General features: G+C 70.5%; 12 protein-coding genes. 11 read left to right on the plus strand and 1 reads right to left on the minus strand.

Annotated features, from left to right (window positions below; all coding sequences use genetic code 11):
• Positions 1–118: 118 nt before the first annotated feature.
• Positions 119–1,354 carry a DUF349 domain-containing protein gene (locus EHW97_RS09805; RefSeq protein ID WP_124236991.1) on the minus strand — a complete coding sequence of 412 codons (1,236 nt, stop codon included), beginning with the start codon at positions 1,352–1,354 and terminating at the stop codon, positions 119–121.
• 76 nt (positions 1,355–1,430) lie between these two features.
• Here EHW97_RS09805 and EHW97_RS09810 point away from each other — a divergent pair, with 76 nt between their 5' ends.
• From EHW97_RS09810 to EHW97_RS09860, 11 genes are all read left to right on the plus strand, one after another.
• A complete protein-coding gene (locus EHW97_RS09810) occupies positions 1,431–2,126 on the plus strand; it encodes an MBL fold metallo-hydrolase (protein ID WP_124236992.1) in 696 nt (231 codons plus the stop codon).
• A 79-nt stretch (positions 2,127–2,205) separates the two neighbouring features.
• Positions 2,206–3,537 carry a histidine--tRNA ligase gene (gene hisS / locus EHW97_RS09815; RefSeq protein WP_124236993.1) on the plus strand — a complete coding sequence of 444 codons (1,332 nt, stop codon included), beginning with the start codon at positions 2,206–2,208 and terminating at the stop codon, positions 3,535–3,537.
• Positions 3,534–5,288 carry an aspartate--tRNA ligase gene (aspS, locus tag EHW97_RS09820; protein ID WP_124236994.1) on the plus strand — a complete coding sequence of 585 codons (1,755 nt, stop codon included), beginning with the start codon at positions 3,534–3,536 and terminating at the stop codon, positions 5,286–5,288. The genes hisS and aspS overlap by 4 nt, the downstream gene beginning before the upstream one ends.
• A 56-nt stretch (positions 5,289–5,344) precedes the next feature.
• Complete coding sequence (locus EHW97_RS09825; protein ID WP_124236995.1) at positions 5,345–6,709, plus strand: replication-associated recombination protein A; 1,365 nt, start codon at positions 5,345–5,347, stop codon at positions 6,707–6,709.
• A 9-nt stretch (positions 6,710–6,718) separates the two neighbouring features.
• Positions 6,719–7,201: a hypothetical protein gene (locus EHW97_RS09830; protein ID WP_124236996.1), complete on the plus strand. Its 483-nt coding sequence runs from the start codon at positions 6,719–6,721 to the stop codon at positions 7,199–7,201.
• Positions 7,198–7,470 (plus strand): DUF6167 family protein, encoded by a 273-nt coding sequence (locus tag EHW97_RS09835; RefSeq protein ID WP_124236997.1) that lies wholly within the window; start codon positions 7,198–7,200, stop codon positions 7,468–7,470. The genes EHW97_RS09830 and EHW97_RS09835 overlap by 4 nt, the downstream gene beginning before the upstream one ends.
• Positions 7,470–10,121 (plus strand): alanine--tRNA ligase, encoded by a 2,652-nt coding sequence (alaS, locus tag EHW97_RS09840; RefSeq protein ID WP_124236998.1) that lies wholly within the window; start codon positions 7,470–7,472, stop codon positions 10,119–10,121. The genes EHW97_RS09835 and alaS overlap by 1 nt, the downstream gene beginning before the upstream one ends.
• A gap of 2 nt (positions 10,122–10,123) precedes the next feature.
• Positions 10,124–10,594: a Holliday junction resolvase RuvX gene (ruvX, locus tag EHW97_RS09845; protein WP_124236999.1), complete on the plus strand. Its 471-nt coding sequence runs from the start codon at positions 10,124–10,126 to the stop codon at positions 10,592–10,594.
• Positions 10,591–11,739, plus strand: coding sequence for an endolytic transglycosylase MltG (mltG, locus tag EHW97_RS09850; RefSeq protein WP_124237000.1), 1,149 nt, complete (start codon positions 10,591–10,593; stop codon positions 11,737–11,739). Before ruvX ends, mltG begins: the two co-directional genes overlap by 4 nt.
• A complete protein-coding gene (locus tag EHW97_RS09855; protein ID WP_124237001.1) occupies positions 11,739–12,554 on the plus strand; it encodes a shikimate dehydrogenase in 816 nt (271 codons plus the stop codon). Before mltG ends, EHW97_RS09855 begins: the two co-directional genes overlap by 1 nt.
• Positions 12,555–12,563: 9 nt before the next feature.
• A complete protein-coding gene (locus EHW97_RS09860; protein ID WP_124237002.1) occupies positions 12,564–13,229 on the plus strand; it encodes a prepilin peptidase in 666 nt (221 codons plus the stop codon).
• The last annotated feature ends 3 nt before the right edge of the window (positions 13,230–13,232 follow it).

The raw sequence follows: 13,232 nt of genomic DNA on the forward strand, positions 1-13,232 counted from the left end.
GTCGGTCGCTGAGCGACCTCCTACTCGTCCACCTAGGGTCGCGAAGCCACGCGGTCTCGCGTGATCGCGGCTGCGCTACAAGAGGCCGCGCCTCGATCGGCCGGTGGCCGACCGAGGGTCAGCTGAAGTCGGAGGCGGTCTTGCGGGCGATGTCGAGGAAGGCGCGGCGCGACTCGAGGTTCTCGGTGAGCTCGCGGACCTTCTTCTCATCGCCGGCCGCCTGGGCCTTCTCGAGCTTGGCCTCGGTCTCGGCGATCGCGGCTTCGAGCTTGCTGATCATGTCGCCGGCGCGCGCGGACTTCTCCGGGTCGGTGCGCTGCCACTCGCGCTGATCGGCGTTGCGGATCTCGTTCTCGACGGCGCGGATGCGGCTCTCGAACTCCTTGACCTTCGCCCGGGGAACCTTGCCGGCCGCCTCCCAGCGCTCGGCGATCGAGTGCCAGGCACGGCGCGCGGCGTCCAGATCGGCGATCGGCAGGAGGGCTTCGGCCTCGGCGAGCAGTTCGGCCTTGACCTCGGCGTTGCGCTCGTACTCGGCGTCGAGTTCGGCGTTCGCGGCGTCGCGCGCGGAGAAGAACACGTCCTGCGCGGCGCGGAACCGCTTCCAGAGCTTGTCCTCGACACCGCGTGGAGCGGGTCCGGCCTTCTTCCACTGCTGCATGAGATCGCGGTAGCGACCCGACGTCGGGCCCCAGTCGGTCGAGCTCGAAAGTGCCTCGGCCTCGGCGATGAGCTTCTCCTTGACCCGAGCGGCTTCGTCGCGCCGGGCGGACTGCTCGGCGAAGTGCGCCTTGCGACGCTTGGTGTAGGCCGTGCGGGCGGAGCTGAAACGGTGCCAGAGTTCGTCGTCCTGCGACTTGGGAAGGCGGGGGAGGCCCTTCCACTCCTCGAGGAGTTCGCGGAAGCGATCGGCGCCGGCGCGCCAGTCGTTGCCCGCGGCGAGAGCTTCGGCCTCCGCCACGATGCGCGTCTTGGCCTCCTTGGCCTCCTGCTGGCGCTGCTCCCGCTCGATGCGGCGCTTCTCGCGTGCTTGGTCGACGAGCGGCGCGAGGGCGTCGAGACGGCTCAGGAGACTGGCGAGGTCGCCCATCGCCTGCGCGCCCTCGACCTGCTCGCGCACCGCGGCGAGCGCCTTGGCGGCGTCGTCGGGCGCGACCGTTCCCGCGGACAGCCGCTTCTCCAGGAGGTCGACCTCGGTCTCGAGGCCGTCGAAGCGCCGGGTGTACAAGGCGATGGCCTCGGCGGGATCCCCACCGACCCATTGGCCGATGAGGCGCTCACCCTCGGCCTCGCGAACGTACACATTTCCCTCGGCGTCGACGCGACCCCACGGGTGCTCGGCGGCAGCAGTCATGGGCACGAGTGTAGTGGTGACCTGCCGGGTGAGGACGCCTCGCGCCGCATCTCGGCGCTCGCGTAGGCTGGCCGACGTGCTTCTCACCAGTTTTCCCGCCGGTCCGCTGCAGGCGAACTGCTATTTCGTGGCCGCCGGCGAGGGCGCGCCGTGCGCGATCGTCGACCCCGGGATGGAGTCCTTCGAAGCGATCCAGAAGGTCGTCGACCAGCACGGGTTCACGGTCGCTGCAGTGCTCGTGACGCACGGGCACTTCGATCACATGTGGTGCGCTCAGGACGTGGCCGCCGCCTACGACTGCCCGGTCTGGATCCACCCGGCCGACCGTCACCTGCTGAGCGACCCGATGGCCGCGATCTCCGGCCAGTCCGCGGCGATGCTTCGTGAGCAGTTCGCCGGCATCGACATGCCCGAGTTCGGCGAGCCGGCCGACGTTCGCGATGCGGTCGACGGCGCCCGGATCGAGGTGGGCGAGCTCGTCCTCACCGTCGACCACTGCCCGGGTCACACGCCCGGCACCGTGATGTACCGGGTGGACTATCCGGGTCCGGAGCCCGTGTCGCAGGTGGCGTTCTCCGGCGACTTCCTGTTCTTCGGCTCGATCGGCCGTACCGACCTCACCGGGGGAGACCACGCCCAGATGCAGCAGAGTCTGCGCGACAAGGTGCTCAGCCTGCCCGACGACGTCGTCGTGCTGCCCGGTCACGGGCAGCAGACGTCCGTCGGCCGGGAGAAGGCCACCAACCCGTTCCTCGCGGAGTTGTCGGCATGAGCGAGCGCCAGCTCGCGTCCATGGGGCATCACCTCATGCCGGCACCTACCTGTCGTCGGTTCATCAAGGAGGTGTCGGCATGAGCAAGTTGAGCGGATTCCCCGAGTACCTGCCGGCGCAGCGCAACGCGGAGCTGGCGGTGCTCGATCACCTGCGCCGGGTGTTCGAGCTGCACGGTTTCGCCAACATCGAGACCCGCGCCGTCGAGACGATGGATCAGCTCACGCGCAAGGGTGAGATCGACAAAGAGGTCTACGTCCTGCGCCGGCTGCATGCGGCCGACGATGAGGGCGACGCCGGCATGGGACTGCACTTCGACCTCACCGTGCCGTTCGCCCGCTACGTCCTGGAGAACGCCGGGCACCTGACCTTCCCGTTCCGCCGCTACCAGATCCAGAAGGTGTGGCGCGGTGAACGGCCGCAGCAGGGACGCTTCCGCGAGTTCACTCAGGCCGACATCGACATCGTGGGCGAGGGCACCCTGCCTTTCCACTTCGACGTCGAGGTCGCCCGGGTCATGGCCGAGGCCCTGTCCGGGCTCCCGGTCCCCGAACTGACGCTCCAGGTGTCGAACCGCAAGGTGCTCGAGGGCTTCTACCGGGGCCTCGGGATCGCCGACCCCACCGCGGTCATGCAGGTCGTCGACAAGCTCGACAAGCTCCCGGCCGACAAGGTCGCCGGACTGCTGCGCGAGCAGGGGTTGAGCGACGACCAGGCCGCGCAGTGCCTGGCGCTCGCCGACATCCGTACGACCGACACGTCGTTCGTCGAGCAGGTCCGTGCGCTCGGCGTCGAGCACCCGATGCTCGACGAGGGCCTCGAGGAGCTGGCCGCGGTCGTCGGCGCCGGTGAGCAGGTCCAGGGTGTCGTCGTGACCGCCGATCTGCGGATCGCCCGCGGACTGGACTACTACACCGGCACCGTGTTCGAGACCCGGATGGCGGGTTACGAATCGCTCGGCTCGATCTGCTCCGGCGGTCGTTACGACCAGCTCGCGAGCGACGGCAAGCGCACGTTCCCCGGCGTGGGCATCTCCCTCGGCGTCTCACGCCTGTTGGCGCCCCTGTTCGCCGACGGCATGACCGCGAGCCGCAGCGTGCCGTCCGCCGTGCTGGTCGCGCTCGTCACCGAGGACAGCCGGCCGGTCAGCGACGCCGTCGCTCAGCAACTGCGGGCCCGGGGCATCCCCGCCGAGGTCGCCGCCACGGCGCAGAAGTTCGGCAAACAGATCCGGTACGCCGAGCGCCGCGGTATCCCGTTCGTCTGGTTCCCGCCCGCGGAGGGCGAGGACGGCCACGAGGTCAAGGACATCCGTACCGGCGACCAGCAGGCGGCCGATCCCGCCGCCTGGGAGCCCCCCGCCAGCGACCTGCGCCCGCAGGTCGTCGTCACGAAGGAGAAGCAGCAGTGATCCGCACGCACGACGCCGGAACCCTGACCGCCGCGAACATCGGCGAGCAGGTCACGCTCGCCGGATGGGTCGCCCGGCGCCGCGACCACGGCGGCGTCGCGTTCATCGACCTGCGCGAGGCCTCCGGTGTCGTCCAGGTCGTCGTCCGCGAGGACGTCGCACACCAGCTGCGCGCCGAGTACTGCCTGCGGATCGTCGGCACCGTCGAGAAGCGGCCCGAGGGCAACGAGAACCCCGGGATCGCGACCGGCGAGATCGAGGTCATCGCCGACGATGTGGAGATCCTCAGCTCGGCCGCACCGCTGCCGTTCCCGATCGACGACCACGTCGACGTCGGCGAGGAAGTCCGCCTCAAGCATCGTTACCTGGACTTGCGCCGCAGCGGACCCGCCGCCGCCATCCGCCTGCGCAGCAAGGTCAACGCGGCCGCCCGCCGGGTGCTGGAGCGGCACGAATTCGTCGAGATCGAGACGCCGACGCTCACCCGCTCGACGCCCGAGGGCGCCCGCGACTTCCTCGTCCCCGCGCGGCTCAAGCCCGGCAGCTGGTACGCGCTGCCGCAGAGCCCGCAGCTGTTCAAGCAGCTGCTCATGGTCGGCGGCATGGAGCGGTACTACCAGATCGCCCGCTGCTATCGCGACGAGGATTTCCGCGCCGACCGCCAGCCGGAGTTCACCCAACTCGACCTCGAGATGAGCTTCGTCGAGCCCGACGACGTCATGGCGCTCGCCGAGGAGATCTACGTCGAGCTGTGGAAGCTCATCGGCGTCGACCTTCCCACGCCGTTCCCGCGCATCACGTACGCGGACGCGATGGCCAAGTACGGCTCGGACAAGCCGGACCTGCGCCTCGACCTCGAGCTGACCGAGTGCACCCAGTACTTCGCCGACACGCCCTTCCGCGTGTTCCAGGCGCCGTACGTCGGTGCGGTCGTCATGCCCGGCGGTGCGTCCCAGCCGCGCCGCCAGCTCGACGCCTGGCAGGAGTGGGCGAAGCAGCGCGGGGCCAAGGGTCTCGCGTACGTGCTCGTCGGCGAGGACGGTGAGCTGAGCGGACCCGTCGCCAAGAACCTGTCCGACGAGGAGAAGGCCGGCCTCGCCGAGTTCGTCGGCGCCAAGCCCGGCGACTGCGTGTTCTTCGCGGCCGGTGCTCGCAAGTCCAGCCAGAACCTCCTCGGTGCCGCGCGCCTGGAGATCGGGCACCGCTGCGGTCTCATCGACGAGTCCGCGTGGGCCTTCTGCTGGGTCGTCGACTGGCCGATGTTCGAGCCGGTCAACGAGCTCGATTCCGGCGACGTCGCGGTCGGCGCAGGGGAGTGGACCGCGGTGCACCACGCCTTCACGGCCCCGCAGGACCCGGCGACCCTCGACGAGCCCGGCACCTCGCTCGCGCAGGCCTACGACATCGTGTGCAACGGCAACGAGGTCGGCGGCGGCTCGATCCGTATCCACCGCGAGGACGTCCAGTCGAGGGTCTTCGAGATCATGGGGATCGGCGCCGAGGAGGCCCAGGAGAAGTTCGGCTTCCTGCTCGACGCGTTCCGCTTCGGCGCGCCGCCGCACGGCGGCATCGCCTTCGGATGGGACCGTACGTGCGCGCTGTTGTCGGGCGCGGACTCGATCCGCGAGGTGATCGCGTTCCCCAAGTCCGGCGGCGGCTACGACCCGCTCACCGCGGCTCCGGCACCCATCACGGCGCAGCAGCGCGAGGAAGCCGGCGTCGACGCGGTCCCCGAGGACGACGACGCCTGAGCGGTGAGCCATCCCGCTCACCGCTCGGTGCGGGTGGCGGCGGCTAGGCTCGCCTCATGACGTCCGACGGTCTTTTCGACCTGCCCGACGCGCCGCCGCCCCGGCCCGATTCCGGTGGAACGCTGGCCGGAAACCAGCACGCCTCGGCGCCGCTCGCGGTGCGCATGCGCCCCCGCAGCCTCGACGAGCTCGTGGGGCAGCAGCACCTGCTCGCGCCCGGCTCACCGCTGCGGCAGATGATCGACGGCCACAAGCCGCTCACCATCCTGCTGTGGGGCCCCCCGGGCACCGGCAAGACGACCCTCGCGAGCCTCATCAGCGCGCAGACCGACCGTCGATTCGTCGAGGTCTCGGCGGTCAGCGCGGGAGTCAAGGAGGTCCGCGAGGTCATCGCGGGCGCCCGCCGCGCCCTGGCGGCCACCGGCCAGGAGACCGTGCTGTTCGTCGACGAGGTGCACCGGTTCAGCAAGGCGCAGCAGGACGCGCTGCTCCCCGGTGTCGAGAATCGCTGGGTCAGCCTCGTGGCGGCCACGACCGAGAACCCGCATTTCAGCGTCATCTCGCCGCTGCTGAGCCGCTCGCTGCTGCTCACTCTCGAATCGCTCACCGACGACGACGTCGCCACGCTCGTCGACCGGGCGCTCGTCGACGAGCGCGGTCTGGCCGGCGAGGTCACCCTCACCGAGGACGCGCGCGAGCATCTGGTCCGGCTCGCCGGAGGCGACGGCCGCCGGGCCCTGACCTACCTCGAAGCAGCGGCCGGCGCGGCCACCGCCCAGGGCAAGACGCAGATCACCGTCGAGGACGCCGCGCTGGCCGTCGACCGCGCCGCGGTGCGCTACGACCGGCAAGGCGACCAGCACTACGACGTCACGAGCGCGTTCATCAAGTCGATCCGCGGCTCCGACGTCGACGCGGCGCTGCACTACCTCGCCCGCATGATCGAGGCAGGGGAAGACCCCCGCTTCATCGCACGACGGCTGATGATCCACGCCAGCGAGGACATCGGCATGGCCGACCCGACAGCGCTGCCGGTGGCCACGGCCACGGCGCAGGCGGTGGCGATGATCGGCTTCCCCGAGGCGCGCATCCCGCTCGCGCAGGCCGTCATCCACCTGGCCACGGCGCCCAAGTCGAACGCCGTCATCGCCGCGATCGACGGGGCGCTCGCCGATGTGCGCGCCGGCAAGGTGGGAGCCGTTCCACCGGCGTTGCGCGACGCCCACTACGCGGGGGCCAAGAAGCTCGGTCACGGACACGACTACGTGTACGCGCACGACGACCCGCGCGGGGTGGTGCCCCAGCAGTACGCGCCCGACGACGTGGACGGCGCAGAGTACTACCGCCCCGGGCGGCACGGTGCGGAGGCAGCGCTCGCCGATCGCCTCGCCCGTATTCGCGCCATCCTCCGTGACCGGTAACCTCGTCATATGCCCTCTTCGGTCGACGTCGTCGTACTCGGCGTGGCCGCGGTGCTCGCCGTGGTCGCGCTCGTCGCCGCGATCGTCGCCCTGCGCGCCGTCCGCGAGGTCAAGGCGCTGCGCGCCTCCGCGGCACCGACACCGGCCCCCGTCGAGCCCGAGCAGCGCGGGGGACAGGACCTCGACATTCGCTCGGTCGAGGCGCCGGCCGTCGCCCCGGCCCCTGAGGCCCGCATCATCGAAGGTCGGGTCATTGTGCCGCCCACGCAGGAGCAGCTCGTCGCCGCCCAGATGACCCGGCCGAGCGTGCGCATCGCCATCGTCGTCGCCGGTGTCATGCACGCCCTGCGACCGGAGAGCCGCGACCGCATCAGCGGTCTCATGCGGCGCGACTACCGCCAGCGACGGCGTGCTCGGCAGCGGGCCGCTCGACGCGCAGCACGGGTCGCCCCGCCTCCACCTGGCCAGACCGACGGATGGATGAGCTCATGACGGGACGTGTTCTGTGGTTCGTCGCCGGGACGGCCGCCGGGGTGTACGCCTCGGTCAAGGCCCGCCGGGCCGCCTACCGCATGTCGATGCCCGGCCTCGTCGATCAGGCCAGCGCGCTCGGCACCGGCGTTCGCGCGTTCAACGCCGAGATGCGTGAAGGCATGCACGCCAAGGAGTACCAGCTCCGAGCCGAGGTGCTCGGCGCGCCGCAGCTCGACTCCGCCCCCCTGGACCAGCCCCGACTGTCACTCGAGAAGGATCCCACCTGATGGACACCGCAGAGATCCGGCGCCGTTTCCTCGCTCACTTCGAGGCCGCCGGCCACACGGTCGTGCCGTCGGCGCCGCTGCTGTTCGACGACCCGAATCTGCTGTTCGTCAACGCGGGCATGGTGCCGTTCAAGCCCTACTTCCTCGGCCAGGAGACGCCGCCGTTCGACCGGGCGACGAGCGTGCAGAAGTGTGTGCGCACCCTCGACATCGAGGAGGTCGGCAAGACCACGCGTCACGGCACGTTCTTCCAGATGAACGGCAACTTCAGCTTCGGCGACTACTTCAAAGAAGGCGCCATCGAGCTGGCGTGGTCGCTCATCACCAATCCGGTCGACGCCGGCGGTCTCGGTTTCGATCCGGACCGCATCTGGGTCACGGTGCTGCACAGCGACACCGAGGCGCGTGAGCTGTGGAAGAAGGTCGCCGGGCTCCCCGACGAGCGCATCCAGAACCGTGGTCTGCTCGACAACTACTGGAACATGGGCGTTCCCGGCCCCGGCGGACCGTGCTCGGAGATCTACGTCGACCGCGGCCCGCAGTACGGCCCGGACGGCGGCCCCGAGGCCGACGAGGATCGCTTCCTGGAGATCTGGAACCTCGTCTTCATGCAGGAGGAGCTGAGCGCGGTCCGCGCGAAGGACGATTTCGACGTCCTCGCTCCGTTGCCCAAGAAGAACATCGACACCGGCATGGGCCTCGAACGGGTCGCGTACCTCCTGCAGGGCAAGGAGAACATGTACGAGATCGACGAGGTCTTCCCGGTCATCGCCAAGGCCGCGGAGATGTCGGGCAAGCGCTACGGCGCCGACCACGTCGACGACGTGCGCTTCCGAGTCATCGCCGACCACGTCCGCAGCGGGCTCATGCTCATCGGCGACGGCGTCACGCCCGGCAACGAGGCGCGCGGGTACGTGCTGCGCCGACTCCTGCGTCGTGCCGTGCGCTCGATGCGCCTGCTCGGTTACGAGGGCCCGGCGCTGCCTGAACTCCTGCCGGTCAGCCTCGACAAGATGAAGCGCTCCTACCCCGAGTTGGAGGCCGACTTCGCGCGGATCAGCCAGGTCGCCTACGCCGAGGAGGAGGCGTTCCGTTCCACGCTGGCCAAGGGCACGCAGGTCTTCGATCTCGCTGCCGGCGAGACCAAGACCTCCGGCGCCACGCAGCTCAGCGGCGACAAGGCGTTCCAGCTGCACGACACGTACGGCTTCCCGATCGACCTCACGCTGGAGATGGCCGCCGAGCAGGGGCTCAGCGTGGATGAAGAGGGCTTCCGCGGCCTGATGGCCGAGCAGCGCGCGCGGGCGAAGGCCGATGCCAAGGCCAAGAAGGGCAGCCACGCGGATACGACGCTCTACCGCCAGACACTCGACGCACACGGTCCGACCGATTGGCAGGCGTACACGACTCTCACGACCGAGTCGCGCGTCCTCGCGCTCTACGCGCAAGGCGCCACGACGCCCGCGGCCGCGGCCGGCACGCTCGCCGAGGTCGTGCTGGACCGCACGCCCTTCTACGCCGAGTCGGGCGGTCAGAACGCCGACGCCGGCACGCTGAGCTGGGACGGCGGCCGTGCCGAGGTGCTCGACGTCCAGCGGCCGGTGCGCGGGCTCGTCGTGCACCAGGTGCGCGTGCTCGAGGGCGAGCTGACGCTCGACACGCTGCTGTCGGCCGACGTCGACCGTGACTGGCGCGTCGGTGCCTGCCAGGCGCACTCGGGCACCCACGTCGTGCACGCCGCGCTGCGCGAGGTCCTCGGCCCCACGGCGCTGCAGTCCGGCTCGTACAACCGGCCCGGGTACCTCCGCTTGGACTTCGGCTGGAACGGCGCGCTCTCGCCCGAGCAGCTCCATGACGTCGAGGAGGCGGCGAACCGCGCGCTGCGCGAGGACCTTCCCGTGTCGGCGGCGATCATGCCGTTGCCCAAGGCCCGGGAGATCGGCGCGCTCGCCCTGTTCGGTGAGACGTACGGCGAGGACGTGCGCGTCATCGAGATCGGTGGCCCGTGGTCGCGTGAGCTGTGCGGTGGCACGCACGTACAGCGGTCCAGCCAGATCGGGACCGTCGTGATCACCTCCGACTCCTCGGTGGGTGCGGGCAACCGCCGCGTCGAGGCGCTCGTGGGACTCGAGGGCTTCCGGTACCTGGCCAAGGAGCGCGATCTGGTGCTTCAGCTGACGGATCTGTTGAAGACCAAGCCCGATGACGTGCCCGGACGCGTCCAGGACCTCGTGAGCAGGCTGCGCGCCAGCGAAAAGGAGTTGGAGCGCCTCAAGACCGCCCAGCTCCTCGGTGCGGCCGGTGACCTGGCCAAGAACGCCAAGGACGTCGACGGCGTGGCGCTCGTCGCCCACCGTGCGGACGGTGTCGGCGGCAGCGACGTCCGCCAGATGGCCCTCGATATCCGCGGGCGCATCCAGGACCGCCCGGCGGTCGTCGTGGTGATCGGCACGGCCGGCGACAAACCGAGCGTCGTGGTCGCGGTCAACCCGGCGGCGCAGGAGCGGGGCATCGCGGCGAATCAGCTGATCGGCGTCATCGGCGAGAAGATCGGCGGCCGCGGTGGCGGCAAGGCCGACGTCGCGCAGGGCGGCGGCACCGACCTCGGTGGCATCGACGCTGCCTTCGCCGCGGTCGAGGCGGCGCTCTGAGCATGCGGCGCGGCCGTCGGCTCGGGATCGACGTGGGCGAGGTCCGCATCGGCGTCGCGAGCTGTGATCCCGACGGGCTGATCGCCACGCCGGTCGAGACCGTTCCGGCGCGCGACGGCGACCCGATCGCCCGGATCGCCGCGCTCGTGCGCGAGTACGAGGCCATCGAGTGCGTCGTCGGTCTTCCCGTGTCCCTGTCGGGCCGGGAGGGCGCCGCAGCCGCCAAAGCGCGTGACTTCGCCGCGCGACTGGTGCCTGCGATCCCCGGCGTGTCGGTACGGTTGGTCGACGAACGGATGTCCACGGTCACCGCCAGCTCGCAGCTGCGGGCGTCGGGACGCAAGGCGAAGTCCTCGCGTTCGGTCATCGACCAGGCCGCGGCCACGGTGATTCTGCAGACGGCGCTGGACGCCGAACGTACCCGGGGATCGGCCCCGGGCGAACTCCTCGACGATGGGATCGAGACGACATGAGCAACGACAGCGGGCTGGATCTGCTGACCGGAGGCGGCGCGGACGGGGCTGGCGACGGTGGCCGAGGCAACGGCAACGGCCGCGGTGGTCGCCGCCGCGCCGAGCCGCCACGCCGCTCAGGCCGCGGCAAGCTTGTCGCGGCGATCGCGGTGCTCGCCGTGCTGTGCGTGGGCGGCTTCTGGGCGTTCGGCGAGCTCCGGGACCGTTTCGGTGCTCCGGACGACTACACGGGGGAGGGCTCTGGCGAGGTCACCGTGCAGATCGCGGAGGGTGCGAACGGCGCCCAGATCGCTCAGGTCCTCTACGACAACGGCGTGGTCGCCTCCACCGACGCGTTCTACCGGCTCTCGCTGAGCGACCAGCGCGCTCAGAGCATTCAGCCCGGGACGTACCAGTTGCGCGAGAAGATGTCGGCCAAGGCCGCGCTCGACGCGCTGGTCGACCGCGCCAACCGCGTCGAGTCGCGCGTCACGGTGCCCGAGGGGACGCGCGTCGACGACATCGTGCAATTGATCGCTGAGAACACCGACATCACCGCCGAGGATCTTCAGGCGGCGCTCGCCGATCCGGCCAGCATCGGGCTGCCCGAGGTCGCGCAGGGCAACCCCGAGGGCTATCTGTTCCCCGAGACCTACTTCGTCGAGCCCGACACCACCGCCACGCAGTTGCTGAGCCAGATGGTGCAGCAGACGGTGCAGGTGACGCAGGAGCTCGACATCGACGGGCGCGCGGCCTCGCTCGGCTACAACGCCGAGGAGATCATGACGATCGCGAGCATCCTCGAGTGGGAGGTCAACAACGAGGAGGACTACCGCAAGGCCGCGCGGGTGATCTACAACCGTCTGGACGTCGGTGAGGCACTGCGGATGGACTCGACCGTGCACTACGTGAGCGGCCGTCGCGGCGACGCCTTCACCACCGATGAGGAACGCAACGCCGACTCGCCGTACAACACCTACCGGTATCCGGGTCTGCCGCCCGGACCGATCGGTTCGCCCGGCAAGGCCGCCATCGAGGCGGCGCTCAACCCTGCCGAGGGGGAGTGGATGTACTTCGTGGCCGACGTCGAGACCGGCGAGACGACCTTCACCAACACCTACGCGGAGCACCAGCAGGCCTGCCGCGACGCTGGTTTCGAGTGCTGATGGTGGCGCCACGCCGGTGTGCGGTCGTCGGCCGCCCGATCACGCATTCGCTGTCTCCGGTCATGCACCGGGCGGCGTACGACGCACTCAATCTTGACTGGAGCTACGACGCGGTCGAGGTGGGTGCGGGTGGGCTTGCTGCGTTCGCGGCGGGGCTCGACGACTCCTGGCGGGGATTGTCGGTCACGATGCCGCTCAAGCGGGAGGCCGCCGAGCTGGCCGTGCATCGCAGTGACGACGTCGCGTTCCTCGGCGTCGCGAACACCCTGGTGCGCGAGCAGGACGGCTGGCACGCGAGCAATACCGACGTCCCCGGTGCCCTGACCGCGCTGCGGGAGGCGGGCGTCGAATGTGTACGGACCGTCCGCGTGCTGGGCGGTGGTGCCACGGCCGCCTCCCTCGTGCTCGCGGCCCACCGTCTCGGTGCCCTGCGGGTCACGTTGCAACTACGGGATCCCTCGCGGGCGGGCGAGACGCTCGACGTCGCGCGTGCGCTCGGGCTGGAGGTCGAGGTCGTCGGTCTCGAGACTCCGGTCGTCGAGCACGCAGATCTGCTCGTGAACACCATCCCGCCCGCTGCCACGGCCGGTCGGGCACATGAGCTCGTCGAGGCCTCCGGCGCCGTCTTCGAGGCGCTCTACGACCCGTGGCCGTCCCCCTTGCTCCGGGCAGCGGAGGAGGAGGGCGTCGCCGCGTGCTCAGGACTCGACCTCCTCGTCCATCAGGCGGTGCTCCAGGTGGTGGCCATGACCGGGCAGGTCGTCGATCCACAGGTGCTCCGCGTGCCGGCCTTCGACGCGGTGGCGGCGCGGTAGTCTCTCGTCGTGCCGTCCGCCGCCTCGCTCGCCGTCGTCGTCGCTGCCGTCCTCGCGGCACTCACTCGATGGTGGCTCGCGCGGTTGCCCGAGCCTGCGGAGCCCGACGACGACAAAGTGCCGTACGCCCGACTCGCCGAGCCTCCGTTCCTGGCTCTGCTGTGCGCGATCGGCGCGGCGGTGCTCGCCGCGGTGGCCGTCTGGCAACTGCCCCAGCCGCTCGTGCCCGTGTGGACCCTGCTCGCGGCCATGACCCCGGTGCTGGCGTACATCGATGCGCGCACCCATCTGCTGCCGTTCCTCATGGTGGCGCCGCTCTACGTCGCCACCTGGTTGCTCACGGTCGCGGTCGCTTGGTCCGGCGACGACTGGACCATCGCCCGCGACGCACTCGTCGGCAACGTCGTCGTGTTCGCAGCGTTCGTCCTGCTGTACATCGTCGCGGGACGGTTCTTCGCGGGCGGCTTCGGCTACGGCGACGTCCGGCTGTCCGCGGTGCTGGGTGTCGCACTGGGTCCGCTGGGCCTGACGGCCTCGTTCGTGGGGCTGTACGCCGGCTTCGTCATCGCCGCTGTAGCCGGAATCGTCCGCAACCGCGGTCGGGTCAGGGGCGGTCCGCCGATCGCCTTCGGACCGGCCATGCTGGTGGGGGCGTTCGTCGGCACGTTCGTCTGACGG

Origin of the sequence: Aeromicrobium camelliae, assembly GCF_003850045.1 — a bacterium.
In the GTDB taxonomy this organism is placed as follows: Bacteria; Actinomycetota; Actinomycetes; order Propionibacteriales; family Nocardioidaceae; genus Aeromicrobium; species Aeromicrobium camelliae.